The sequence below is a fragment of the Ferrovibrio sp. genome, from assembly GCF_036381655.1.
In the GTDB taxonomy this organism is placed as follows: domain Bacteria; phylum Pseudomonadota; class Alphaproteobacteria; order Ferrovibrionales; family Ferrovibrionaceae; genus Ferrovibrio.
The window spans coordinates 1-23801 of the sequence record NZ_DASVCJ010000007.1 but is presented as its reverse complement, the minus strand read 5'-3'; the positions used below and the strand labels follow the sequence as shown (position 1 = coordinate 23801).

Here is a 23801-nt window from a genome sequence, read left to right as displayed (position 1 = left end):
CTACCATCATGATCGCCAATACTTATCCGACGCTCGATTTTGGGCTCGGCGAGACCGCCGATATGCTGCGCCAGAGCGTGCGCAGCTTCGTCGACAACGAGCTGGCGACGCGCGCCGACGCTATCGACAAGACCAATGAATTCCCGCGCGACCTTTGGACCAAGCTGGGCGATCTCGGTCTGCACGGCATCACGGTGGAGGAGGAATATGGCGGCGCGGGGCTCGGCTATCTTGAGCATTGCGTGGCCATGGAGGAGATCAGCCGCGGCTCGGCTTCGGTCGGCCTGTCCTATGGCGCGCATTCCAATCTCTGCGTCAACCAGATCCGCCGCAACGGCAATGCCGATCAGAAGAAGCGCTACCTGCCCAAGCTGATCAGCGGCGAGCATCTCGGCGCGCTGGCGATGAGCGAGCCGAATGCCGGCTCCGACGTCGTGTCGATGAAGCTGCGCGCCGAGAAGAAGGGCGACCGCTATATCCTCAACGGTAACAAGATGTGGATCACCAACGGGCCGAGCGCCGACGTGCTGGTGGTCTATGCCAAGACCGATCCGAATGCCGGGCCGCGCGGCATTACCGCCTTCCTGATCGAGAAGGGGTTCAAGGGCTTCTCGACGGCGCAGAAGCTCGACAAGCTCGGCATGCGCGGTTCGGATACTGGTGAATTGGTCTTCGAGGATTGCGAGGTGCCGGAGGAGAATGTCCTCGGCCAGGTCGGCAAGGGCGTCAATGTGCTGATGAGCGGGCTGGATTACGAGCGCGCCGTGCTGGCGGCCGGGCCGCTTGGCATCATGCAAGCTGCGATAGATGTGGTGATCCCCTATATCCACGAGCGCAAGCAGTTCGGCCAGTCGATCGGCACCTTCCAGCTCATCCAGGGCAAGGTCGCCGATATGTATACCGAGATGAACGCGGCGCGCGCTTATGTCTACGCGGTGGCGCGCGCTTGCGATCGCGGCCAGACGACGCGCAAGGATGCCGCGGGCGCCATTCTTTTCGCGGCCGAGAAGGCTACCAAAATCGCGCTGGATGCGATCCAGATTCTTGGCGGCAACGGCTATATCAACGACTATCCGACCGGACGGCTGCTGCGCGATGCCAAGCTTTACGAAATCGGCGCCGGCACGTCGGAAATCCGCCGCATGCTCATCGGCCGTGAAATCTTCGAGGAGACCAAGTGATTCTGCTGCGTAGGGTGTCGTTTCTCGCCGCCGTTCTGCTGCCGCTCATCGGCTCCCATACCGTCCTGGCCGCGGATGAGGAGGTTCACTGGTCCGCCATTGCGCCGCAGGATCGGCAAGTGCAGTGGCAGGCCCAGGACCTCGCCGCCAGCCCGCATATGGCCGAGTCCTTCACCGCGCCGCTGGGCTATCGGATCGAACGCTATTTCTGGCGGGCGCAGAAGCCGGCCGGCGCTTTCGCCATCGTCGTCCTGCGCGACCTGACCGGCGACGATCATTATTTGAGCGGGCCGGTCGATCTGATGAAGTTTGCCCGCACGGTGCTGAAGGGGTTGGAAGCGCCTTCGCCCAAGGCGCTCGACGACAAGGACCATGAGCGGCAGACGCCGGCCGGACCGGCGGAAACCCGCCGTTTCGAGCTGGGCGCCAGGGAATGCCTCGCGGTCGGGTTTTACGCGGCGCCGGAAGGCAAGGCCCCCGCGAAAGGCCACGCTCTTACCGAGGGCAGTCTGCGCCTCGATGGCGTCTACTGCGCGAGCGCCGGCGAGAAGATGACGGAGGAGCGGGCGAAGGCGACAGCCGGGGCTTTGCGGCTCGGACAAGCCGACGAAGCGGACTCGAGCGCCACAAAATAGAAGGAATACGGCAATGCTGACCGAAGAGCAGCAAATGGTCCGCGATATGGCCCGCAGCTTCGCGCAGGAGAAGCTGCTGCCGGGCGCGGCCGAGCGGGATCGCAACGGCCAGCCGCCGCTCGACCTGCTGCGGGAAATGGGACGACTCGGCCTGATGGGCATGGTCGTGCCCGAGGAAGCGGGCGGTGCCGGGACCGATTTCATCGCCTATGTGCTGGCGCTGGAAGAGATCGCGGCGGCGGATGGCGCGGTCAGCACGATCATGTCGGTCAATAATTCGCCGGTCTGCGCCGCTCTGCAGCGCTACGGCAGTGCCGCGCAGAAGGAACGCTATCTGAAACCGCTGGCGCGCGGCGAATGGATCGGCGCCTTCTGCCTGACCGAACCGCAGGCCGGCTCGGACGCCTCGGCGCTCAAGACCCGCGCCCGCCGCGAGGGCGGCAAATGGGTGATCAACGGCGTCAAGCAGTTCATTACCTCCGGTTCCATCGCCAAGCTGGCGCTGGTTTTCGCGGTCAGCGATCCGGGGCAGGGCAAGCGCGGCATCTCCTGCTTCGCGGTTCCGACCGGTACGCCGGGCTACAAGGTGGCCAGCATCGAAAGGAAGCTCGGCCAGAAATGCTCCGATACCTGCCAGATCGTTTTCGAGGATCTGGTCGTGGACGACGATGCCCTGCTGGGCGAGGAGGGCGAAGGCTACCGGATCGCGCTGGCCAATCTGGAATCCGGCCGCATCGGCATCGGCGCCCAGGCGGTGGGCATGGCTCGGGCTGCCTTCGAGGCGGCCTTGGCCTATGCCGGCGAGCGTCAGGCTTTTGGCACCGCGATCCGCAATCACCAAGCGGTGGCCTTCAAACTGGCCGACATGGCGACCCGCATCGAGGCGGCGCGCCAGATGGTGCTGAACGCCGCAAGGCTGAAGGAAGCCGGCTTGCCCTGCCTGAAGGAAGCCAGCATGGCTAAACTATTTGCATCAGAAATGGCGGAACGCGTATGCTCGGACGCCATCCAGATTCATGGCGGTTACGGCTATCTCGCCGATTTTCCGGTCGAGCGGATTTATCGCGATGTCCGGGTCTGCCAGATCTATGAAGGCACCAGCGATGTGCAGCGGCTGGTGATCAGCCGCGCCCTAACTACCTAGAGGACGCAGCATTGAACCAGGCCAACGATATCCTTTTCGTTGCCTCGCTGTTGGTTCTGGTCAGCATTTTCGCCGGTTCGGCTTCGAGCCGCTTCGGCGTCCCCTTCCTGCTGGTCTTCCTGGGACTGGGCCTTTTTGCAGGGGAAGGCGGCCCGGGCGGCATCGTCTTCCACGATTATCAGCTGACCTACTCGGTCGGTTCCGCGGCGCTCGGCATCATCCTATTCGATGGCGGCTTGCGCACGCGCTTTGCCACCGTGAAGCTGGTCGCGGCGCCGGCCCTGGCGCTGGCCACCATCGGCGTGCTGGTGACCGCCGGCCTGCTGGCCGCGGCGGCACATTTCGCCCTTGGCCTCGGCTATCTCGAAGCCTTCCTGGTCGGCTCGATCGTGGCCTCGACGGACGCGGCCGCCGTGTTCTTCCTGCTCAACGTCAAGGGCATGGCGCTGCAAAAGCGCGTCAGCGGCACGCTGGAGGTGGAATCGGGGATCAACGATCCCATGGCGATCTTCCTGACCATGATCTGCGTCGAATTGCTCAGGCTGGGACAGCCGCCGGACACGCTCCACCTTGCCGCTCAGTTTCTGCTGCAGATGGTCGGCGGTCTGGTGATCGGCGCCGTGGGCGGCTTCCTGCTGGTGGCGTTATTCAACCGCGTGCCGGTCGCCGGCGGTCTTTATCCGATCGTGGCGATGGCGGCGACCCTGCTGATCTTTTCGGGCGCGCATTTCGTCCACGCCTCGAATTTTCTCGCCGTCTACGTTGCCGGCCTCGTGCTGGGCAACCGCCGCCATCGCGGCGCCCAGGTAATTCTGCGCTTCTACGACGGTTTGAGCTGGCTGGGCCAGATCATCATGTTCCTTCTGCTTGGCCTGCTGATGACGCCGGCGGAGATGGAACCCTATTTCATCGGCAGCACCGTGGTCGCGGTACTCCTGATCATCCTCGCCCGTCCGGTCGCCGTCGTGCTCTGCCTGCTGCCGTTCCGCTACACGATGCGCGAGATCGGCTTCGTTGCCTGGGTCGGGCTGCGCGGCGCAGTGCCGATTTTCCTGGCCACGATCCCGGTCCTGGCCAATGTGCCGCAGGCGGAGGTTTACGTTACCGCGGCCTTCGTATGTGTCGTGGCGTCCCTGGCCCTGCAAGGCTGGACGATCGGGCCGGTCGCCCGGTTCTTCGGCCTCGAACTGCCGCCATCACCCGAGGCGCCGACCCGCACCGAAATCGATCTGGGCTCGGCCCTGGATCGCGATATCGCCAGCTACCGGGTCGAACCGGAAGCACCGGCGCTAGGCTATCGTTTCCTCGAACTGCCTTTGCCGCGCCGCTGCCGTATCATCTCGGTGATCCGCGATGGCACCGTCATGGATCGCACCAGGCTCGAAAGCCTGCAGCCTGACGACTACCTGCTGGTCCTGGCGCCGCCCGAGCAGTTCTTCTCGCTGGATAGGCTTTTTGCCGCCCGGCGGAAGCCGACGCGCAAGCGGCGCGAACGTGGCGAGGAGGTTTTCGGCGAATTCATCCTCACAGGCGATACGCTGCTGGGGGAGGTCGCCAACCTCTATGGCGTACCCATCGACGAGACGGACCGCAACGAACCGGTCGGCGCCTATATCCGCCGGCGCTTGCGGCAGCGTGCCGTTGTCGGCGATCGTTTGCGCGTCGGGCCCGTCGAGCTGGTCGTGCGCGAAGTCCGCAACGAGCGGATAACGTCGGTTGGCATCGAATTGGAGCCGGAGGAGCACCCGTTCCTGCGAGGCTTCCGTCGCGCCTTCGGTTTCGACTGAAATGGACAAAAAAGGAGGAAGCATGGCCGCCCCACTGGAATTCTATTTCGACTTCTCATCGCCGTATGGCTATATCGCCGCCCAGCGCATCGATGCGATAGCAGCCAAGCACAACCGGGAAGTCGACTGGCGGCCGATGCTGCTGGGCGCCGTCTTCAAGATCGCAGGCACCCAGCCGCTTACGCATTATCCGTTGAAGGGCCAGTATTCCACGCACGACTTCAAGCGCAGCGCACGGGAGCATGGCATCGCCTTCAATATGCCGGAGAAATTTCCGCTTCCGACGCAGGCGGCTGCACGCGGTGTCTATTGGCTGAAGGAGGTGTTGCCGGCGAAAGCGGTGCCGTTCATCAAAGCGGTTTATGCCGCCTATTTCGTCGATGGGAAGGACATATCGTCGCCGGACCTGCTGGCGGATATCGCGGCCGGCATGGGCGTCGACCGGAAGGAGCTCCTCGCCGGCATCGAAAATCCCGAGATCAAGGACAAGCTGCGTGAAGTCAACGATGACGCGATCAAGAATCGCGGAGTTTTCGGTTCGCCCTTCATCATCGTCGACGGCGAGCCATTCTGGGGCGCCGATCGGCTGGAGATGATCGATCGCTGGCTTGAGCGCGGCGGCTGGTAGGAGTAGGGCCAAATGGCTGAGCCGATCATCTTCTATTGGGATTTCCCGTCACCCTACGCCTATATCGGTGCCAACCTGATCGAGGCCGTGGCGAACAAGCATGGCCGAGCGGTCGACTGGCGGGCGGTCTCCATTGGCCATTTGTGGAAGGCGATCCCGGACCGGACGCCATTTCCCAAGATCAAGATGGATTACATGATGCACGATTGGACACGCTCGGCCGAACTGGCCGATCTGCCGATCGTCACGACGCCGACGCCATTCCCCACCGACGCCAAGCTGCCGCGGCTGCTGTTCTATCGCCTGAAGGCGCAGGATCCGGCCAAGGCGATCGCCTTGGCCAAGGCTGTGTTCCGGCAGTATTGGGGCGAGGGCAGGGACATCGCCAGGCCGGAACATCTGGCCGGGCTGTTGTCGTCGCTGGCCATTCCCGAAGCGGAGCTGACCGCAGCCGCCGAGGACGGCGCGGCGCGCCAGGCGGTGCTGGATGCAACGGCGGAGGCGATTTCCAGGCAGGCTTTCGGCACGCCGACATTCATTGTGGATGGCGAGATGTTCTGGGGTGCCGACCGGATCGATCATATCGACCGTTGGCTGGCGCGACGGTCGCGATCCTGATCATGACCGGGAAGGACGCGGGAGCCGCGCCGCAGGCGATCGTCGGGTTGGTCGTCACGGCTTTGCTGTGGGGCGCGATGATTCCGATGACGCATGCGCTGGCGACGCGGTATCTCGATCCCTTCTTCGTTTCGGCCATCCGGTATCTGATTCCGGCGCCATTGCTGTTTTTGATGAGCCTTGGCCTGGAGCGCGCCTCGCCGTTTCGCGGACCGCTGCCCTGGCCGCGGGTCTTCCTGCTGGGTGCCGGGATGGCGTCTTTCTCTGTCTTCTACACCATCGGCATCATGCTTTCGGACCCCGTCCGCGCCGCCATTGCCATGAGCTGCAGCCCGCTGATCGCGGCGTTGATGGCGAAGATGATGATCCGGGCGCCGCTTGCGCGCGGCTTCTGGCCGGCGGCCATCCTCGCGATGGTGGGGGCCTCGCTGGTGGCGCTCGACGCCGTGCGGCCGAAGACTGGCTCCGCCGGCGACTATGGTTATACCGGCGAAGCGCTGCTGGTTATCGCGATGGCAAGCTGGAGCTGGTATTCACTGAAGGCGCAGGCTTGGCTGACGCCGCTGGCCTGGAGTCAGATGCGGATCACCTTCCTGACGTCGTTGTGCGGCGGAATCCTGATCTGCAGCCTGTTTGCCATTCTGGCGTGGATCGATCCGATCCGCCTGCCGGTCGAGTGGCCGCCGCTGCCGGCAGTCGGCATGCTGGCCTGGCTGGGGCTGGGAGGTGCCGGCATCGCCATCCTGTTCTGGAATTACGGTGTCAGCCATGTCGGCGTGCCGATTGCCACGCTTTACAGCAGCCTTGCGCCCGTCTTTGCGGTGATGGTCGCTGCCTTGTTTTTCGGCAGCAGCATCACGTTGCAGCAGATCGCCGGCGGGATACTGATCCTCGTGGGCGTCTTCCGCATGCAATGGCTGCAAGCCCAGCAGGCCCGCAAGGCATTTGCCGTTCAGAAGATCGTATAGGCGCCGTCGATCACGAAGCTGTCGCCGGTATGGTACTGGCTGGCATCGCTCATCAGGTAGACCGCGATGCCGGCGAAATCGTCCGGCTGACCCCAGCGCCGTGCCGGGATGCGCGGCAGCACCGCGCCGCTGAATTTCGGGTCGGCCACGCCGCGCGCGGTCATCTCTGTCTCGATCCAGCCGGGCAGGATGGAATTGGCCGTCACCTTATAGCGCGCCATCTCGACGGCGAGCGCGCGCATCATCGCCACCATGGCGCCCTTGCTGGCAGCGTAGGATTCCGCCTGGGCCGCTCCATGGACCGCTGCCGTGCTGGCCATGCCGACCAGCCGGCCGCCAGCCGTATCACCGGTTTTGGCACGATCCACCATGTGCCGGGCAGCCGCCCGCAGGGTGAAGAAGGCACCATCCACATTGACCGATTGCACTCGGCGCCATTCCGCCGTGCTCAGCTCGTGGAATGGCGAGCGTTTCTGGCTGACGCCGGCATTGGCGAAGCAGCCGTCGATCCGGCCCATGGTTTGCAGCGCCTTGGCGAAGGCGGCTTCGACCTGCTGTTCATCCGCGACATCGACCTTCTGAACCAGGACGCGATGGCCGTATCCTTTCAGCTTGGCTTCCGCAGCGGCGTTCTTGTCTGGATTGCCGCCCCAGATGACCAGGTTGCAACCGGCTGCCGCCATGCCCTCGGCCATGCCCAGGCCGATGCCGCCATTGCCGCCGGTGACCAATGCAACCTTGCCGCTCAAATCCATGCTGCTGCGGGCCATGACTCCTCCATAGTTTTTCTCGATGTGGCCGATAGATGGCGGAAATTAGCAGGTCGCCGCGGCACGCGCATCCTTTTGCCGCCGCGCCCCTTGCGGCAGGGAAGGGGGGCTGGCATGTTCGCGTCATGCCGCCAGAGAACAAGAAGCAGAACGCCCAGCCATGAGCGCGATCTCCAGCCAATTGGATACCCGGTCCGAGGCCTTCCGGGACAACGCCGCGCAGATGCAATCCCTTGTCGACGATCTGAAGCAGAAGGTGCAGCAGATCAAGCGAGGCGGCGGCGACAAGGCGCGCGAAAAGCACCTCTCGCGCGGCAAGATGCTGCCGCGGGAGCGCGTACGCACGCTGCTCGATCCCGGCTCGCCCTTCCTGGAGCTCAGCCAGTTCGCCGCCTGGGACATGTATGGCGGCGGTATCCATGCCGCCGGCATTATCACCGGCATCGGGCGCGTTTCCGGCCGCGAATGCGTAATCGTCTGCAATGACGCGACGGTCAAGGGCGGCACGTATTTCCCGATGACGGTCAAGAAGCATCTGCGCGCGCAGGAGATCGCCCACGAGAACCGGCTGCCCTGCATCTATCTGGTCGATTCGGGCGGCGCCAATCTGCCGACCTGGGACGACGTGTTTCCCGACAAGGAGCATTTCGGGCGGATCTTCTATAATCAAGCGACGATGTCGGCCGAGGGCATTCCGCAGATAGCCGTGGTGATGGGCTCCTGCACGGCGGGTGGCGCTTACGTTCCGGCCATGTCGGACGAGTCGATCATCGTGCGAAACCAGGGCACCATCTTTCTCGGCGGCCCGCCGCTGGTGAAGGCGGCGACCGGCGAGATCGTCACGGCCGAAGAACTGGGCGGCGCCGATGTGCATGCCCGCACCTCCGGCGTGAGCGATCATTACGCAATGAACGACGCCCATGCGCTCGGTCTGGCGCGGCGTATCGTCGCGAATATGAACCGCACCAAGTCGGTATCCGGCGATGTTCGCGAGCCGGTGGCGCCACGTTACGATGCCGCAGAGCTTTACGGCGTCATCCCGAAGGACGGGCGCATTCCGTTTGACGTGCGCGAAATCATTGCCCGCATTGTCGACAACTCGGAGCTGGACGAATTCAAGAAGCTGTACGGTACCACGCTGGTCTGCGGCTTCGCCCGGATTCATGGCTACCCGGTCGGCATCATCGCCAATAACGGCATCCTGTTTTCCGAAAGCGCGCTGAAGGGTGCGCATTTCATCGAGCTTTGCTGCCAGCGCGGCATCCCGCTGGTCTTCCTGCAGAACATCACCGGCTTCATGGTCGGCAAGAAATACGAATCCGGGGGCATCGCGCGCGACGGCGCCAAGCTGGTCACGGCGGTGTCCTGTGCGCGTGTGCCGAAATTCACCGTCATCATCGGCGGCTCTTACGGTGCCGGCAATTACGGCATGTGCGGTCGCGCCTTCGGTCCGCGCCTCCTGTTCATGTGGCCGAATGCACGCATCTCCGTGATGGGCGGCGAGCAGGCTGCCAGCGTGCTGGCGACGGTGAAGCGGGACGGCATCGAGGCGGCGGGGCAGAACTGGAGCAAGGAAGAGGAAGAGGCGTTCAAGAATCCGATCCGCGCGCAATACGACCGCCAGGGCCACCCTTATTATGCCTCGGCGCGGTTGTGGGACGACGGCATCATCGATCCCCTCGATACCCGCATGGTTCTAGCGCTGGGATTGAGCATGGCCCATAACGCGCCGATCGAGCCGACGAAGTTCGGCGTCTTCAGGATGTGAGCCATGAGCGATAGCCAGACCCTGGTGCTGTTCGAACGCGATGGCCGCGGCGTCGCCACGGTGACGCTGAACCGGCCGCAGATTCACAATGCCTTCAACGATGACATCGTGCAGCGGCTTGCTGCCATCTGGAGCCAGGTGGCGGCCGATCCCGCGATCCGCGTCGTCGTGCTCAAGGGGGCGGGCAAGAGCTTTTCCGCCGGCGGCGACCTCGACTGGATGCGCAGGTCCGGCCGGGCCACGCCGGAGCAGAACCGCGCCAGCACGCTCAACATGGCGCGCATGCTCAAGCAGCTTCGCGACCTGCCGCAGGCGACGCTGGCTCTGGTGCATGGCAATTGTATGGCCGGAGGCACCGGCCTGGCCTCGGCCGCCGATATCGTGCTGGCGACGCAGTCGGCGCAGTTCGCGCTGACTGAAGTGCGGCTGGGGCTCACGCCGGCGACGATTTCCCCCTACGTGGTCGCTGCCATCGGGCGCCGCCAGGCGCATCGCTATTTCCTGACCGGCGAGCGTTTCGGCGCTGCGGAAGCCTGCCGCATCGGCCTGGTGCATGAGGTCGCTGCCGACGAAGCCGCCCTGGCGGCGCGCGGCGAGGAGATCGTTAAGGCATTGCTGCTGGGTGCACCGGGGGCGATCCGCGATTCGAAAACCTTGATCGGCCGCGTGGCGCAGCAGGCAGTCGATGACGAGCTGATGGAATTCACGGCACAGAACATCGCCGACCGGCGTGCCAGCGCGGAAGGGCAGGAGGGCTTGGTGGCTTTCTTCGAGAAGCGCAGGCCGAAATGGGCGGAGTAAGACGATGTTCCACAAGATCCTGATCGCCAACCGGGGCGAGATCGCCTGCCGCGTCATCCGCACCGCCAGGCGGCTGGGCATTGCCACCGTCGCCGTCTATTCCGATGCCGATGCCAAGGCCATGCATGTGAGCATGGCCGACGAAGCGGTGCATATCGGCCCCGCGCCGGTGCGGGAAAGCTATCTGCTCGCCGAGCGGATCATCGCGGCGGCACGAATGACCGAGGCCGAGGCGATCCATCCGGGCTACGGCTTTCTGTCGGAGAATGCCGGCTTCGCCCGCGCCTGCGCCGAGGCCGGAATTGTCTTCATCGGTCCGCCGGCCGCCGCGATTGACGCCATGGGGTTGAAGGGTGCTGCCAAGGCGCTGATGGAAAAGGCCAAGGTGCCGGTGGTGCCGGGCTACCACGGCGACGAACAGGCGCCGGATTTTCTCGCCAAGGAAGCCGAGCGGATCGGCTATCCGGTACTGATCAAGGCGGTCGCCGGAGGCGGCGGCAAGGGCATGCGGCGCGTCGACGCGGCGAAGGATTTCGCAGCCGCCTTGGCAGGTGCCAAGCGCGAAGCGGCCAATGCCTTCGGCGACGACAAGGTCCTGCTGGAGAAATACCTCGTCAAGCCGCGCCATATCGAAATCCAGGTTTTCGCCGACAGCCAGGGCAATGCCGTGCATTTGTTCGAGCGCGACTGCTCGGTGCAGCGCCGGCACCAGAAGGTGCTGGAAGAGGCGCCGGCGCCCGACATGCCGGCCGCCATGCGCGAGGTGATGGGGCAGGCGGCGGTCGCCGCGGCGAAGGCGATCGGCTATGTCGGCGCCGGCACCGTCGAGTTCATCGCCGACGTTTCGGAGGGGTTGCGCGCCGACCGCTTCTATTTCATGGAAATGAATACCCGCCTGCAGGTGGAGCATCCGGTGACCGAGATGATCACCGGGCAGGACCTGGTGGAATGGCAATTGCGCGTCGCCGCCGGCGAGACCCTGCCCGCCGGGCAGGATGATCTGGCGATCACCGGCCATGCCATCGAGGCGCGCGTCTACGCGGAAGATCCGGGCCGCAATTTCCTGCCATCCGTCGGCACGCTATGCCGCCTGCGTGCACCGGCGGAGACCGCGCATGTGCGGGTCGATACCGGCGTGCGCGAAGGCGATGCGGTCTCGCCCCATTACGATCCCATGATCGCCAAGCTGATTGTATGGGATAAGGATCGCGGATCGGCTTTGCGCCGGATGCGCCAGGCGCTCGGCAAGTATCAGATCGCCGGCGTCACGACAAATACCGCCTTCCTGATGTCGCTGGTGAGCCACGAGGCCTTCGCGGGCGGCGATCTCGATACCGGCTTCATCGAGCGTTTCCGTGCCGATCTGATCCCCCAGCCGGCACCGGCTTCCGCCAACGTGCTGGCCCTGGCGGCATTGGCGGTCGTTCTGGAGCGGCGCGCCAGGGCGGCGGCCAGTACCGCAGGCGATCCCTGGTCGCCCTGGGCGGCGGTCAATGGCTGGCGGCTGAATGATCAGGGTGCTGACGAGCTGATCTTCAAGGATCGCGATACCGACACGATCTGCCGCGTGGAGTATCTCAGCGACGGTGCGATCCGGTTGCGCGGTCTTGAGAAAGACGTGGTCGCGCAGGGGAACCTGGATAATGGCAGCCTGGACGCCGTGCTCGACGGACGGCGCATCAAAGTCGGGATCGTCCGACAGGGCGATGACCTGACGATTCTGCTGCCGGGCGAAACGCACCGCCTGATTCTGGTCGATCCGCGCGCCGCCGTCGAACTCGACGAGGCCGGCAGCGGCCAGTTGACTGCGCCGATGCCGGGCAAGGTAGTGCAGGTGATGGTGGCCGAGGGAGCCAGGGTCGAACGTGGCCAGCCACTGATGATCCTGGAAGCGATGAAGATGGAACACACGATCAGCGCGCCGGGACGCGGCAGCATTGCCAAGGTGCATTTCCGGGCCGGCGACCAGGTGCCTGAAGGCGCCGCGCTGCTCAGTATCGAGGCGGAAGAATGACAATGGGTTTGCCACGCTGCGTCACGCTCTGGGAAGCCGGGCCGCGCGACGGGCTGCAGAACGAGCCAGGCGTGGTGCCGACGGCGATCAAGGTCGAGCTGATCGAGCGGCTGGCCGATTGCGGCCTGACCCATATCGAAGCGACCAGTTTCGTTTCGCCGAAATGGGTGCCGCAGATGGGCGACCATGCCGAGGTGATGGCGCAGCTGAAGCCTCGGCCCGGCGTCCTCCATCAGGTGCTGACCCCGAATATGAGGGGCTATGAGGCGGCGCGTGCCGCCGGCGCCGAGGCAATCGGCGTGTTTGCTGCGGCCAGCGAGAGCTTTTCCCGCCGCAACATCGATTGCGGCATCGAGGAGAGCATCGAGCGGTTCCGGCCCGTGGTCGAGGCCGCCAGGCGGGACGGCGTCAAAGTGCGCGGCTTCGTCTCGGTGGTGGTCGGGTGTCCCTTCGAAGGCGATATTCCGCCGCAGCAGACCGCCAAGGTCGCCAGGCAGCTTTACGATCTCGGCTGCGACGATATCGGTCTGGGCGATACGATCGGCGTCGGTACGCCAGGCAAGATAAAGGCGATGATAGAGGCCTGTGCCAGGCTCGTGCCGCTGGAGGCCCTGGGAGGACATTTCCATGACACCTACGGCCAGGCCCTGGCGAATACCCTGGCGGCGCTGGAATGCGGCATTGCCCGTCATGATGCCTCAATTGCCGGACTGGGCGGTTGCCCTTATGCTCCCGGAGCCACCGGCAATGTCGCGACCGAAGATCTGGTCTACATGCTCGATGGCCTCGGGATCCAAACCGGCGTCGATTTGAAGAAGCTGGTCCAGACGGCCTGGTGGATTTCCGACCGGCTTGGCCGCCCGCCGGCCTCCCGCGTCGCCAAGGCGATGAAGTCGAAGTGCCTGTGAGACTGCCGTGCCCGTTCATCTGGTGAAAGTTGCGGTCGGGATCGAAAGCATCGAGCATTTCCGCCAGCGCATGAAGGCGCGCCGCGGCAGGACGTTCACCCACCACACGCGGCATATGCCCAAGCGCGCCGAGGAAGTTCTCGCCGGCGGATCGCTGTACTGGATCGTCAAGGGACGGATCGCGGTACGCTGTCCGATCGTCGGGCTGAAGGATGTCGTTTTGGAAGGCGAGGGGCCGCATTGCGGCATCGTCATGAAGACGGAACTCATCCCCGTCGTGCCGCAGCCTCGCCGGCCGCATCAGGGCTGGCGCTATCTCGAGGCTGATGAAGCCCCGGCCGATCTGCCGAAAATGGGCAGGGGCAGTGCGGAATTGCCGCCCGAGCTTGCGGCAGAGTTGCGCGACCTCGGCTTGTTGTAATACCAAGCTGCAAATCATCGGGAGTAGGGCAATGGACGCTCCGGCGCGGGCGCGCATCATCGTGGTCGGCAATGAAAAAGGCGGCTCCGGCAAGTCGACCACGGCGATGCACATCCTGACCGGATTGCTGCTGGAAGGCGGCCGGGTGGCTGCCATCGACCTCGATGCCAAGCAGCGGACCCTGACCCGGTATCTGGAAAACCGCAAAGCCTTCATTGAAAAGAACGGGCTGCGGCTGCCGATGCCCGAGCATGTCGTTGTTGCGGAAAGCGACAGGCCGGTCAGAAGCGAAGCCGCAGCAGAAGAAGCCGAACGGCTGGCGGCGGCGATGGCGGATCTGTCGGCGCGCCACGATTTCGTGCTGCTGGATTGTCCGGGCAGCGATACCAATCTCTCGCGGCACGGCCATTCCTATGCCGATCTGCTGATCACGCCGGTGAATGACAGCTTCATCGATGTCGACCTGCTGGCGACCGTCGACCCGGAAACCCTCAAGGTGGTCAAGCCGAGCCGCTACGCGGTCATGGTCTGGGAACAGCGCAAGCAGCGCTTTGCCCGCGACCGGCAGAGTGTGGATTGGGTGGTCATCAGGAATCGGCTTTCGCATCTCGATGCGCGCAACAAGCGTAATGTCGGCCATGTGCTGCAGTCCCTGGAGAAGCGGATCGGCTTCCGCTTCCTGCCCGGCCTGTCGGAGCGCGTCATCTTCCGCGAGCTGTTCCTGTCTGGCCTCACCCTGATGGACCTCGACCGCACCGGCAGTATCAACATGGCGCAGGCGGCGGCGCGGCAAGAGGTTCGTTCACTGCTGGTTGGTCTCGGGCTCTTCACGGACGACTAATGGTGCCATTGTGCACTTGCAACAAAAACCGCTTCGGGAAAAAGCGTTGAATTTCGTCGCGTCATCAAGCGATTGCGGGCCATGAGATTGTTGCTGGCGGTATACGATCTGGTTATTCTGCCCGACCGGATGACCGGGGTACCCGGATCGCCGAGGGAGAGCTAAACGAAAAATAGTAATCCGGCGGAAATCCGGGTGGTGGACAATTAGGAGGAAAACAGATGCGGAATTTTATCACCGGCGTGGCGATGCTGGGTGCGGCGTTGGCATTTGCCACGACAGCGTCGGCTGAACCGATCAAGATCAAGTTCAGCCATGTCGTTGCCGACGCGACCCCGAAGGGGCAGGGTGCCCTCAAGTTCAAGGAACTGGTGGAAAAGCGACTGCCCGGCAAGGTCGTCGTCGAGGTCTATCCGAACTCGCAGCTTTACGGCGATTCCAAGGAGATGGAGGCGCTGCTGCTCGGCGACGTGCAGATCATCGCTCCGTCGCTGTCGAAGTTCAGCAAATTCACCAAGAAACTGCAGGTTTTCGATCTGCCCTTCCTGTTCGACGACATTCAGGCCGTCGACCGCTTCCAGAAGAGCAAGGTCGGCCAGTCGTTGCTGAAGTCGATCGAGAGCAAGGGCTATACTGGCCTGGCTTATTGGCATAACGGCATGAAGCAGCTTTCGGCCAACAAGCCGCTGCGGGTGCCGGCGGATGCCAAGGGGCTGAAGTTCCGCATCCAGAGCTCCGATGTGCTGGAGGCGCAGTTCAAGGCTCTCGGCGCCAATCCGCAGAAGATGGCTTTCGCCGAGGTGTATCAGGCCCTGCAGACCGGCACCGTCGATGGCCAGGAGAACACCTGGTCGAACATCTATTCGCAGAAGTTCCACGAAGCCCAGAAATACATCACCGAGTCCAATCACGGCGTGATCGACTACATGGTGGTGACCAACACCAAGTTCTGGAACGGCTTGCCGGCGGACATCCGCACCGCCCTTGAGCAGTGCATGGACGAGGCCACGCTGTATGCCAACAAGCTGGCTGACGACATCAACCAGGGTGACAAGAAGAAGATCATGGACTCGGGCAAGACCGAGATCATCACTCTGACCAAGCAGCAGCAGCAGCAGTGGCGCAAGGCGATGGCTCCGGTCTACAAGCAGTTCGAGCCGGCTGTCGGTAAGGATCTGATCGACGCCGCCCTGGCCTCGAACAAGGCTAGCTGAGCGTGATCGGCCCGTCGCGAGGGGGGACGCGGCGCTCATGATCGAGAAGTTCATGAACCGGCTGGAGGAGGGTCTTTTGATCCTCCTCCTCTCCGCTATGACGCTGCTCACCTTTTCGCAGGTGGTTTTGCGTTACATCTTCAACACCGGCTGGGGCTGGGCGCTCGAAGCGACCACCTACATGTTCGGCTGGCTGGTGATGGTCGGGATTTCCTACGGCATCAAGGTCGGCTTCCACATTGGCGTCGATGCCGTGGTCAATCTGATGCCGCGCCAGGGGCGCCGCATTATCGGCCTGCTTACCACGCTGCTCTGCTTGGCCTATGCAGGGCTGCTGACCTACGGTGCCTACCAATATTTCGATACGATGCACATGCTGGGTGTCGAGGCCGAGGATATTCCGCTGCCGCGCTGGCTGCTCGTCAGCATCATGCCGATCGGCTTTGCGCTGCTCGGGATCCGACTGCTGCAGGTCTGGTGGAAAATCGTCACCGGTAAATTGGGAGGCTTCAATCTCGGCGACGAAGCGGCGGAAGTGCTGCGCGCGCATGCCGAGGATGTGGGCGGGGAGCAGGCCCGATGAATATCGTTTTCCTGTTTTCCCTGCTGTTCGTCATGATGACGATCGGCGTGCCGATCAGTATTTCGCTCGGCTTGTCGAGTCTTCTGACGCTCATGCTTTTTGCGCAGGATTCGCTTGCATCGCTGGCGCTGAAATTCTTCGCCACGATGGACCAGTACACGCTGCTGGCGATTCCGTTTTTCATCCTTGGCGGCGCCTTCATGACGACGGGCGGCGTGGCGCGGCGCATGATCAACTTCGCGATCAGCTGCGTCGGCCATACCTATGGCGGCCTCGCCATCGCCTCCGTAATGGCTTGCATGCTGTTCGCCGCGGTGTCCGGCAGCTCGCCGGCCACGGTCGTGGCCGTGGGCTCGATCGTGATCGCCGGAATGGTGCGCACCGGGTATTCCAAGGAATATGCCGCCGGTGTGATCTGCAACGCCGGCACGCTGGGGATTCTGATTCCGCCGTCGATCGTGATGGTGGTGTATGGCGCGGCGACCGAGAGTTCCGTCGGCCGGCTGTTCATGGCCGGCGTCATCCCCGGCATTTTGCTTGGTTTGATGCTGATCGCGGCGGTCTACATCTCGGCGCGTATGCTCGATCTGCCGCGGCAGGAGAGGCATTCCTGGGCGGAGCGGCTGCGGACCGGGCGCGATGCCATCTGGGGTTTGATGCTGATCATCATCATCCTCGGCGGCATCTATGGCGGCATCTTCACGCCGACCGAGGCGGCGGCGGTGGCGGCCGTCTATGCTTTTGTCGTTGCGGTCTTCGTCTACAAGGACATGAAGCTGACCGAGGCGCCGCGTGTGATCCTCGAGGCCAGCAAGACGACGGTGATGCTGATGTTCATCATCTGCAACGCCTTTCTGTTTGCGCATGTCCTGACGACGGAACAGATTCCGCAGACTATCACCGCGGCGATCGTTCAATGGGGCTTGCCGCCCTGGGCCTTCCTGATCGTGGTCAATATCCTGTTGCTGATTGCCGGCAACTTCATGGAACCATCGGCGATCATCCTGATCCTGGCGCCAATCCTGTTCCCGATCGCCGTCAAGCTCGGCATTGACCCGATCCATCTTGGCGTCATCATGGTGGTGAACATGGAAATCGGCATGATCACGCCGCCGGTGGGTCTGAACCTGTTCGTCACATCGGGTATAACCGGCATGCCGATCCTGAAGGTCGTCCGCGCGGCGCTACCCTGGCTGATGATCCTGCTGCTGTTCCTGATGATCGTGACCTACATCCCGAGCGTCTCGACATGGCTTCCGAACCTTCTTTTCGGGGTTGCCTCGCACTGACGGCGTAGGCCGGCCGCTGATTGGGGCCTCTGGCGCTGCCGGCGCCAGAGGCCTATACCTGATATGGCCTATGGGAAGGTCAGCGGATGAACCCATCAGATTCGAAGCCGCCCGGCTCAGGCGGCATCCCTGCCAGATCCACCGGCGAGGAGGTGAGCGACTTCCTCCGCCGCGTCGCTGCCGCCCCGCGTGCCGCTGGCCAACAGTCCGGGCGCGGTCGGCTGATCTTCGCCATGGATGCGACGGCGAGCCGTCGCCAGACCTGGGACGAGGCGCAGCGGATCCAGGGCGACATGTTCCGCGCCACGGCAGAACTCGGCGGCCTGGATATCCAACTGGTGTTCTTTCGCGGCCTGGGGGAATGCAAGGCATCCGGCTGGGTTTCCGAGGCCGGAGCGTTGCTGCGCCTGATGCGGCAGGTCGAATGCGTCGGCGGCCATACCCAGATCGAGCGCGTGCTCAATCATACGATCGCCGAGGCGCGCGAGGGTCGGATCAATGCTCTGGTCTATGTCGGCGATTGCCTGGAGGAGGATCCTGACGATGTCGCGGTTCGTGCCGGCGAACTGGGATTGATGGGCGTGCCGATCTTTGCCTTCCAGGAGGGCGAAGACCCGCAGGCCAGAGCCTGTTTCAAGGAAATGGCTCGGCTCACCCGCGGCGCGTTTTGCGCTTTCGATCGTTCCAGCGCAGCCGTCTTGCGGCAATTGCTGTCCGCGGTTGCCGTCTACGCGGCCGGCGGCCTCAAGGCACTCGAAAGCTATGCCAAGACGGCAGGTTCCGAAGTACGGCTACTGATCGGACAGATGCGGTAGGCAAATGCTCGCTTGGTTCGGTTTGGGCGTCATTGGGGTCATCATTCTGTGGCTGGCCGCGCAGGCTTTTGTGCGTGCCGATCCGAAAGCGCTGGCCAAGGGGCTGAGGATCGTCGCCGCGATATTGTGCGGCGGCTTCGGGCTGTTCTTTCTCGTGCGTGGCCGTGTCGATGTCGCGGTGTTCCTGGCGCTCGCCGCCATCGGGGCGCTCGGATACTGGCCGCGCGGCCTGTTTCAGCTCGGCGGTCAGCTCTTCGGCAAGGGCGGTTTGCTTGGCGGCCGCGGCCTCGGCAGCGGATGGAGCAGAGCGCGCACCGGCTACGACAGTTCGGGGCCATCCCCGGCCGGCTCGTCCGGCAACCGCTCCAGCGTGGAAACCGCCTGGCTGAGAATGCAGCTCGACCACGCCACGGGACGTATGGACGGCGACGTTCTGCAGGGGGTGTTCGCCGGCCGTCGCCTGTCGTCCCTGACTTTCGACGATCTGGTGGCTTTATGGCGCACGTGCAATGCTGCGGACAATCAATCGGCCGCTTTGCTGGAAGCCTATCTGGACCGCATGGTGGGCGAGGATTGGCGCGAACAGGCGGACCGGGCCGGCGACTCCGATGCCGGCTCGACCGGCGATGGTCTGACGCGCGAACAGGCATTCGCCGTGCTCGGGCTGAAGCCGGGCGCATCTCCCGATGCCATTCGCGCCGCCCATCGCCGGCTGATGAAGAAATTTCATCCCGATCAGGGCGGCTCGACGCATCTCGCCGCGCAAATCAACCGGGCAAAAGACCTGCTTCTCGGCGAATAGCCGTTATTTGTCCCTGATGATTCAGAACCGCATCGCCACGGCGATTCTCGCCGAGGCGACACGCGGCTCCGCGCTGTCGATGGTCAGCGTATCATAGGTATAGGCATAGCCGGCCGTGACGGTCATGCCTTGGTTGGCGACGGCCTTGGGCGTCCAGTTGGCCTGCAGTTCGACCTGCTGGCGACGGCCATATTGCGGAATGTCGATGCCGGCATCCGACTGGCTCAGTTGCGTGAAGTCGAACTGATTCGTGGCGGTGAAGCTGACCGTATCGGAAACCGGCACGGTGACGGAAATCCCCGGGCCGAAGATATAGCGGCTGTCGTATTCGTCGTAGGCGTTCTGGCTCCGGAAGCTCGCGCCGATTCTGTAGCCGCTGGCGTATTTGTAGGTAAGCCCCATGCGGCCCCGCACGACGCTGCGGTTCTGCAGCGGATCTTCGTAGCTGAAGTAATTGTAGGCGGAGGACAGCATCAGGCTCAGATTGGGCGCCAGATCGGTCGAGACCTGGTTGACCACGCCATAGCGGGTTTCGCTGCCGGCCATGTCGCCCCAGTTGACCAGCACATCCGGAGCGATATTCACGTTGATGCCGTATTCCTTGTAGGTCAGGCCAATCCGGCCATTGGCGGAATTGCTGGCGAGATCGCCCGCCAGAGTGGTGCGGCGGATGGCGCCGGAGCTGGTGACCGTCAGACCCTCGAAAAACTGCGGCACGTCATAGGCGGCGCGCAGCGCCCGCGGCGAAGCCCCGGTTTCGTCGCCCGCGGGCAATCCCACGATGGTCAGCGCCAGCGGATCGGTGAAGCGGGAGTGAAACCCCATGCCGTCCGGTCCCGCCGATGGAGCCAGGTCGCTGAAGAGGTGGTCGAAATCCAGCAGGCTGAAATGGTCCAGAACCCGCAGGGAGAAGTCGGTATCCGGATTTTCCGTCAGGGAGGTCGGAGCCAGCTGGGCCAGGCAGAAAACCGGATCCTGCGGGCTGACGAAGAGGGGGCAGATCTGCGGTCCTGGCGGCGGCAGCTCGGCCCCGGAAGGCACGGCGCCGGCCGGAGGGGCGATGGAAACGATCAGCCCGACATCGGATTGGCTGGATTTCTCGGGAAAGCGGCCGTCATCCGCCATGGCAATCGGGGTCATAGCCATGAGCGCAGCCATTACAAAGAGATGGCGGATATACGACAGCAAAAAGCCCCCCATCTGCCTAGGCAAAACAACGCTCAGGCAGAGCGATGATCGGGGCAAAGCGTTACGATGTCTTTATCGTTTGCGGGGCCGAATGCTTAATATTTGATAATGGTGCCGGATGAGGGGATTGAACCCCCGACCTTCGGTTTACAAAACCGCTGCTCTACCGCTGAGCTAATCCGGCATTTTTTCACGCTTCGGCGTGGCCTTATTTACGCAAGGCTTCTTCACCCGGCAAGGCCGCGAACAGCCGACGCTGCGTCAAATTGGCACTTGATAATCAATCGCAATAAAACTAACTTGTTTCTGCGAGTGATTTGCAGGATCGGATATGGCGCAGCGCGGCGACGAGGCAGAGGATCGGGCGGAACTCCGTCAGGGGCATGCCTGGCCGACCACCACCGGCGAACTGACCGAAGGCGAGCGTCTCGTCGTCTGGGCATTCCGGCGCTGGGTTTCGGGGCCGGAGCATCTGCCGATGCTGGCCCGGGAATTCGACCGGCAGTTCCTGCGCCAGGAAGCGCGGCCCGCTCTGTTTGCGCTCGATGCGGCGCTGACCGGCCTCAGCCGCCATGCGCGCCGGTCGATTGTCTATCACCAACCGTGCTGTGCCTGCGTGGGAGCCGACGAGGTTTGCCTGGTGTGCATCGTCGCAGCGCAGCAGGCCGGGGCGACCACTGCGGCCCGGGCTATGGCTGGGTGGCTGGTTCTTCCTTCTGGATTGGATGCCTTCCTGACGCCGCTGAATGCGTTTGGCGAGCGCCTCGCCTCCAGCGGGCACGATCTCCCATACCGCGTGGGGCAGCGGAATCGGCCTGTGCCGTTCGTTGCCATGCCCGTCGCGCTATCCGTTCATTGAGGTGAGTGAGCGTCATGTATGTCTGCCTGTGTCATGGATTTACTGACGGCGATGTCCGCAAGGCGATTGCCGATGGATGCAGATCGGTCGCGGCGGTGTACCGCCATATCGCCGACCGTCCGCAATGCGGCAAATGCGTGCCGGATGTCCGCAGCATGGTGAACGGGCAGGGCGTGGCCGAGGCGGCTTCCGAACAAGGAAACTGCTGCATGACCATGGCGCTGACGGAAGCTGCGGCATGACGGGCGTTGTTCTCATCGCCCTGACCTGCCTAGGCGGCGGTGGCCTGCTGGTGCTCAAACTGCGAATGATGCGCGCTCTCACTTCGGTGGAATGCAGTCGCACGGTTCTTCGCCAGGCTGAGTTTCTCTAAATCACCCCGTATTTCCCGCTATTTCCCTTGAGAGGATGCAGCTTGCGGCGTTATGCCTTTAAGCGGTGCCTCGATGATCGGGTGCGCTTTGCAAGGAGGCTCGCATGAAGGGCGACAAGAAAGTCATCCAGCACCTCAACGCCGTGCTGAAGAATGAACTGACCGCCATCAATCAGTATTTCCTGCATGCGCGGATGTGGAAGAGCTGGGGCTACGAGCGGCTCGGACATCACGAATACGAAGAATCCATCGAAGAAATGAAGCATGCCGACAAGCTCATTGAGCGCATTCTACTGCTCGAGGGCATGCCGAATCTGCAGGACCTTGGCAAGCTGCATATCGGCGAAACTATTCCCGAGGGACTGCAGTCCAATCTGGATCTCGAGCGCAAGGGCCGCACCGATCTGATCGCCGCCATAGGTCTATGCGAGACTACCCCTGATTACGTCAGCCGCGATCTGCTGCGGGAAATCCTCGAGGATACGGAAGACCACATCGATTATCTCGAGACCCAGCTCGATCTGGTGAACTCGGTCGGACTGCAGAATTATCTGCAGTCACAGATGGGCGAGGGCAAGCCGTCCTGAAGCGAATGCGTTCGCCCTAGCGGCGCACGCATTCGTAGAGCGCGATCGCGGCGGCGGCGGAAACGTTCAGGCTTTCCACCGCGCCCGTCATCGGCAGCCGGGCGAGGAAATCGCATTTCTCCCGCGTCAGCCGGCGCAGGCCTTCATCCTCGGCCCCCAGCACCAGGACGATGCGGTGGATGTCCTGCACCGCTTGGGCGAGCGTCCGGTCCGCCGCCATTTCCAGCCCGATCCGCCAGAAGCCGTATTCGGCCAATTGATCGAGTGCGCGCGAGAGATTGGTGACCCGGATGATGGGCACGATCTCCAGCCCGCCCGAGGCGGCTTTGGCCAAGGCGCCGGTGGCCTCGGGGGCATGGCGGTCGGTGACCAGCAGGGCGCGGGCGCCGAAGGCGGCGGCGGAGCGCAGCACGGCGCCGATATTGCGCGGATCGGTCACGTGGTCGAGGACTAGGACGGTGTCGCGACCGCTCTCTGGCGGGACCCGCAGCCCTTCGATGCCCGGATCGTCAAGCGGATCGGCGAAAACCGCGATTCCCTGGTGGACCGCCCCGGCCGGCAAGGTGGCTTCCAGCCGCGACCGGTCGACGATCTCGGGCTGAGGATGGGGGGGGAGATGCCCCTGAAGTTCCGCCAGGGCCTCCCGCGTCAGCAGCAGGCGGCGCAGGTAGCGGTGCGGGTTCTGCAGCGCGGCGAGGCAGGCATGCCGGCCATAGAGCCAGACCGGCAGATCGGGCCGGCCGCCGCGCTCATGCCGCCGGTGGTCGGCCTCGGGGCGGCGTTCCCGTCCTGATCCGGTCTCCAGCGGCTTCGGCCCATGCGGCCGATTCGGCTGTGGCGAATGGCCGTGGCGTGGGCGGGAAGGGCCCGTCGCCGCTTTGGGCGAACGGGCATTCGGCTTGCGTCTGCGCATGGCGGCTCTTATACTGGCTGGCGGTAGAAGCAACAACATTGCCGCCCAACCTCTTAAATTTTTTGGGGCTATGGGGGCGATGATGGTGCTTTTGTCGCGTTTAATCCATTGACTAGCGGTAATCCCTTCGGTAATCGGGGGGCCCGGTCGGAGGGGTGCCCGAGTGGCTAAAGGGGACGGACTGTAAATCCGTTGGCGCACGCCTACGTTGGTTCGAATCCAACCCCCTCCACCATCAGACGCTGACGCAAAAGTGCCTTGGCACCAGAGAGTTAGCGTAGAGTCTTCGGACGTAACGCGAAGCGGCGGGTGTAGCTCAGTGGTAGAGCCCCAGCCTTCCAAGCTGGTTGCGAGGGTTCGATTCCCTTCACCCGCTCCAGCTCGTTGGGCGGAGCCGACCTAAGGGTCTGATCCGTCGACGGTGTTCGGCAATGCCCAGGGCGCTGATGCAGCGCGGCAAAGTCGGAGACCGGTCATTACTAACCAAGACCGCTTCCGAAAGGGGCGGCAAAGCAGGTCGAGCGACACCGCAGGTCGGAAACAGGACAAAACAATGGCCAAGGCAAAGTTTGAGCGTACGAAACCGCATTGCAACATTGGGACGATTGGTCACGTTGACCATGGGAAGACGTCGCTGACGGCGGCGATCACGAAGGTTTTGGCTGAGACGGGCGGGGCGTCGTTTACGGCGTAT

The 23801-nt window shown here is 63.5% G+C and carries 25 protein-coding genes and 3 tRNA genes; 24 read left to right on the top strand and 4 right to left on the bottom strand.

Annotation, left to right across the window (positions count from 1 at the left end; translation table 11 throughout):
• Positions 1-8: 8 nt before the first annotated feature.
• Genes VF194_RS01835 through VF194_RS01805 form a run of 7 tightly spaced genes read left to right on the top strand, consistent with a single transcriptional unit; the run spans position 9 to position 6961 of the window.
• The gene (locus VF194_RS01835; protein ID WP_330887438.1) at positions 9-1181 is read left to right on the top strand and encodes an isovaleryl-CoA dehydrogenase; all 1173 of its coding nucleotides are present in this window, start codon (positions 9-11) and stop codon (positions 1179-1181) included.
• The gene (locus VF194_RS01830) at positions 1178-1816 is read left to right on the top strand and encodes a hypothetical protein (RefSeq protein WP_330887436.1); all 639 of its coding nucleotides are present in this window, start codon (positions 1178-1180) and stop codon (positions 1814-1816) included. Before VF194_RS01835 ends, VF194_RS01830 begins: the two co-directional genes overlap by 4 nt.
• A gap of 13 nt (positions 1817-1829) precedes the next feature.
• Entirely contained in the window at positions 1830-2960 is a 1131-nt protein-coding gene (locus tag VF194_RS01825) for an acyl-CoA dehydrogenase family protein (protein ID WP_330887434.1), read from the top strand.
• Between the two features lie 11 nt (positions 2961-2971).
• A complete protein-coding gene (locus tag VF194_RS01820; RefSeq protein WP_330887432.1) occupies positions 2972-4747 on the top strand; it encodes a potassium/proton antiporter in 1776 nt (591 codons plus the stop codon).
• Between the two features lie 22 nt (positions 4748-4769).
• The gene (locus VF194_RS01815) at positions 4770-5375 is read left to right on the top strand and encodes a 2-hydroxychromene-2-carboxylate isomerase (RefSeq protein WP_330887430.1); all 606 of its coding nucleotides are present in this window, start codon (positions 4770-4772) and stop codon (positions 5373-5375) included.
• A 12-nt stretch (positions 5376-5387) separates the two neighbouring features.
• A complete protein-coding gene (locus VF194_RS01810) occupies positions 5388-5993 on the top strand; it encodes a 2-hydroxychromene-2-carboxylate isomerase (RefSeq protein WP_330887428.1) in 606 nt (201 codons plus the stop codon).
• A gap of 2 nt (positions 5994-5995) precedes the next feature.
• Positions 5996-6961: a DMT family transporter gene (locus VF194_RS01805; RefSeq protein WP_330887426.1), complete on the top strand. Its 966-nt coding sequence runs from the start codon at positions 5996-5998 to the stop codon at positions 6959-6961.
• Here the strand turns inward: VF194_RS01805 and VF194_RS01800 are convergent.
• Positions 6946-7731 carry an SDR family NAD(P)-dependent oxidoreductase gene (locus VF194_RS01800; protein WP_330887425.1) on the bottom strand — a complete coding sequence of 262 codons (786 nt, stop codon included), beginning with the start codon at positions 7729-7731 and terminating at the stop codon, positions 6946-6948. The two genes, VF194_RS01805 and VF194_RS01800, sit on opposite strands and share 16 nt — an antisense overlap.
• Positions 7732-7891: 160 nt before the next feature.
• On the opposite strand from VF194_RS01800, the gene VF194_RS01795 reads away from it, so the two are divergent.
• The 11 genes from VF194_RS01795 (at position 7892) to VF194_RS01745 (ending at position 19187) form a co-directional block, all read left to right on the top strand.
• Positions 7892-9499, top strand: a complete 1608-nt coding sequence (locus VF194_RS01795) for a carboxyl transferase domain-containing protein (protein ID WP_330887423.1) — start codon at positions 7892-7894, stop codon at positions 9497-9499.
• A gap of 3 nt (positions 9500-9502) precedes the next feature.
• Positions 9503-10300, top strand: coding sequence for an enoyl-CoA hydratase-related protein (locus VF194_RS01790; RefSeq protein WP_330887421.1), 798 nt, complete (start codon positions 9503-9505; stop codon positions 10298-10300).
• A 4-nt stretch (positions 10301-10304) separates the two neighbouring features.
• Positions 10305-12314 carry an acetyl/propionyl/methylcrotonyl-CoA carboxylase subunit alpha gene (locus VF194_RS01785; RefSeq protein WP_330887419.1) on the top strand — a complete coding sequence of 670 codons (2010 nt, stop codon included), beginning with the start codon at positions 10305-10307 and terminating at the stop codon, positions 12312-12314.
• 2 nt (positions 12315-12316) lie between these two features.
• Positions 12317-13222, top strand: coding sequence for a hydroxymethylglutaryl-CoA lyase (locus tag VF194_RS01780; protein WP_330887417.1), 906 nt, complete (start codon positions 12317-12319; stop codon positions 13220-13222).
• A 7-nt stretch (positions 13223-13229) separates the two neighbouring features.
• Positions 13230-13643: a DUF1489 domain-containing protein gene (locus tag VF194_RS01775; protein WP_330887415.1), complete on the top strand. Its 414-nt coding sequence runs from the start codon at positions 13230-13232 to the stop codon at positions 13641-13643.
• A gap of 31 nt (positions 13644-13674) precedes the next feature.
• Complete coding sequence (locus tag VF194_RS01770) at positions 13675-14484, top strand: division plane positioning ATPase MipZ (RefSeq protein ID WP_330887413.1); 810 nt, start codon at positions 13675-13677, stop codon at positions 14482-14484.
• A gap of 221 nt (positions 14485-14705) precedes the next feature.
• Positions 14706-15698 carry a TRAP transporter substrate-binding protein gene (locus VF194_RS01765; protein ID WP_330887411.1) on the top strand — a complete coding sequence of 331 codons (993 nt, stop codon included), beginning with the start codon at positions 14706-14708 and terminating at the stop codon, positions 15696-15698.
• Between the two features lie 37 nt (positions 15699-15735).
• A complete protein-coding gene (locus VF194_RS01760) occupies positions 15736-16281 on the top strand; it encodes a TRAP transporter small permease (protein WP_330887409.1) in 546 nt (181 codons plus the stop codon).
• A complete protein-coding gene (locus VF194_RS01755) occupies positions 16278-17570 on the top strand; it encodes a TRAP transporter large permease (RefSeq protein ID WP_330887407.1) in 1293 nt (430 codons plus the stop codon). Before VF194_RS01760 ends, VF194_RS01755 begins: the two co-directional genes overlap by 4 nt.
• 152 nt (positions 17571-17722) lie before the next feature.
• Positions 17723-18385 (top strand): VWA domain-containing protein, encoded by a 663-nt coding sequence (locus tag VF194_RS01750; protein ID WP_330887405.1) that lies wholly within the window; start codon positions 17723-17725, stop codon positions 18383-18385.
• Between the two features lie 4 nt (positions 18386-18389).
• Positions 18390-19187, top strand: coding sequence for a DnaJ domain-containing protein (locus tag VF194_RS01745; protein ID WP_330887403.1), 798 nt, complete (start codon positions 18390-18392; stop codon positions 19185-19187).
• Positions 19188-19208: 21 nt separating this feature from the next.
• On the opposite strand, the gene VF194_RS01740 is transcribed toward VF194_RS01745, so the two are convergent.
• A complete protein-coding gene (locus VF194_RS01740; RefSeq protein ID WP_330887401.1) occupies positions 19209-20333 on the bottom strand; it encodes a hypothetical protein in 1125 nt (374 codons plus the stop codon).
• A 151-nt stretch (positions 20334-20484) separates the two neighbouring features.
• Positions 20485-20559, bottom strand: a tRNA-Thr gene (locus VF194_RS01735).
• 147 nt (positions 20560-20706) lie between these two features.
• On the opposite strand from VF194_RS01735, the gene VF194_RS01730 reads away from it, so the two are divergent.
• The 3 genes from VF194_RS01730 (at position 20707) to bfr (ending at position 22194) form a co-directional block, all read left to right on the top strand.
• Complete coding sequence (locus VF194_RS01730; protein WP_330887400.1) at positions 20707-21234, top strand: hypothetical protein; 528 nt, start codon at positions 20707-20709, stop codon at positions 21232-21234.
• Between the two features lie 14 nt (positions 21235-21248).
• Positions 21249-21476 carry a (2Fe-2S)-binding protein gene (locus tag VF194_RS01725; RefSeq protein WP_330887491.1) on the top strand — a complete coding sequence of 76 codons (228 nt, stop codon included), beginning with the start codon at positions 21249-21251 and terminating at the stop codon, positions 21474-21476.
• A 235-nt stretch (positions 21477-21711) separates the two neighbouring features.
• Positions 21712-22194 (top strand): bacterioferritin, encoded by a 483-nt coding sequence (bfr, locus tag VF194_RS01720; RefSeq protein WP_330887398.1) that lies wholly within the window; start codon positions 21712-21714, stop codon positions 22192-22194.
• Positions 22195-22210: 16 nt separating this feature from the next.
• Here the strand turns inward: bfr and rlmB are convergent, their stop codons facing one another.
• Complete coding sequence (gene rlmB / locus VF194_RS01715) at positions 22211-23107, bottom strand: 23S rRNA (guanosine(2251)-2'-O)-methyltransferase RlmB (protein ID WP_330887396.1); 897 nt, start codon at positions 23105-23107, stop codon at positions 22211-22213.
• A 149-nt stretch (positions 23108-23256) separates the two neighbouring features.
• Between rlmB and VF194_RS01710 the strand changes: the two genes are divergently transcribed.
• From VF194_RS01710 to VF194_RS01700, 3 genes are all read left to right on the top strand, one after another.
• Positions 23257-23342 (top strand) — tRNA-Tyr (locus VF194_RS01710).
• 70 nt (positions 23343-23412) lie between these two features.
• A tRNA-Gly gene (locus VF194_RS01705) sits at positions 23413-23486 on the top strand.
• 174 nt (positions 23487-23660) lie between these two features.
• Positions 23661-23801: GTP-binding protein (locus tag VF194_RS01700; protein WP_330887489.1), on the top strand; the 141-nt coding region annotated here is incomplete at its 3' end.

What these genes read in the sequence shown, in the direction of transcription:
- VF194_RS01835 (WP_330887438.1), top strand. Translation starts at nt 9, where the DNA reads ATGATCGCCAATACTTATCCGACGCTCGATTTTGGGCTCGGCGAGACC.
- VF194_RS01825 (WP_330887434.1), top strand. Translation starts at nt 1,830, where the DNA reads ATGCTGACCGAAGAGCAGCAAATGGTCCGCGATATGGCCCGCAGCTTC.
- VF194_RS01815 (WP_330887430.1), top strand. Translation starts at nt 4,770, where the DNA reads ATGGCCGCCCCACTGGAATTCTATTTCGACTTCTCATCGCCGTATGGC.
- VF194_RS01810 (WP_330887428.1), top strand. Translation starts at nt 5,388, where the DNA reads ATGGCTGAGCCGATCATCTTCTATTGGGATTTCCCGTCACCCTACGCC.
- VF194_RS01805 (WP_330887426.1), top strand. Translation starts at nt 5,996, where the DNA reads ATGACCGGGAAGGACGCGGGAGCCGCGCCGCAGGCGATCGTCGGGTTG.
- VF194_RS01800 (WP_330887425.1), bottom strand. Translation starts at nt 7,731, where the DNA reads ATGGCCCGCAGCAGCATGGATTTGAGCGGCAAGGTTGCATTGGTCACC.
- VF194_RS01795 (WP_330887423.1), top strand. Translation starts at nt 7,892, where the DNA reads ATGAGCGCGATCTCCAGCCAATTGGATACCCGGTCCGAGGCCTTCCGG.
- VF194_RS01790 (WP_330887421.1), top strand. Translation starts at nt 9,503, where the DNA reads ATGAGCGATAGCCAGACCCTGGTGCTGTTCGAACGCGATGGCCGCGGC.
- VF194_RS01785 (WP_330887419.1), top strand. Translation starts at nt 10,305, where the DNA reads ATGTTCCACAAGATCCTGATCGCCAACCGGGGCGAGATCGCCTGCCGC.
- VF194_RS01780 (WP_330887417.1), top strand. Translation starts at nt 12,317, where the DNA reads ATGGGTTTGCCACGCTGCGTCACGCTCTGGGAAGCCGGGCCGCGCGAC.
- VF194_RS01770 (WP_330887413.1), top strand. Translation starts at nt 13,675, where the DNA reads ATGGACGCTCCGGCGCGGGCGCGCATCATCGTGGTCGGCAATGAAAAA.
- VF194_RS01765 (WP_330887411.1), top strand. Translation starts at nt 14,706, where the DNA reads ATGCGGAATTTTATCACCGGCGTGGCGATGCTGGGTGCGGCGTTGGCA.
- VF194_RS01760 (WP_330887409.1), top strand. Translation starts at nt 15,736, where the DNA reads ATGATCGAGAAGTTCATGAACCGGCTGGAGGAGGGTCTTTTGATCCTC.
- VF194_RS01755 (WP_330887407.1), top strand. Translation starts at nt 16,278, where the DNA reads ATGAATATCGTTTTCCTGTTTTCCCTGCTGTTCGTCATGATGACGATC.
- VF194_RS01745 (WP_330887403.1), top strand. Translation starts at nt 18,390, where the DNA reads ATGCTCGCTTGGTTCGGTTTGGGCGTCATTGGGGTCATCATTCTGTGG.
- VF194_RS01740 (WP_330887401.1), bottom strand. Translation starts at nt 20,333, where the DNA reads ATGGCTATGACCCCGATTGCCATGGCGGATGACGGCCGCTTTCCCGAG.
- VF194_RS01730 (WP_330887400.1), top strand. Translation starts at nt 20,707, where the DNA reads ATGGCGCAGCGCGGCGACGAGGCAGAGGATCGGGCGGAACTCCGTCAG.
- VF194_RS01725 (WP_330887491.1), top strand. Translation starts at nt 21,249, where the DNA reads ATGTATGTCTGCCTGTGTCATGGATTTACTGACGGCGATGTCCGCAAG.
- bfr (WP_330887398.1), top strand. Translation starts at nt 21,712, where the DNA reads ATGAAGGGCGACAAGAAAGTCATCCAGCACCTCAACGCCGTGCTGAAG.
- rlmB (WP_330887396.1), bottom strand. Translation starts at nt 23,107, where the DNA reads ATGCGCAGACGCAAGCCGAATGCCCGTTCGCCCAAAGCGGCGACGGGC.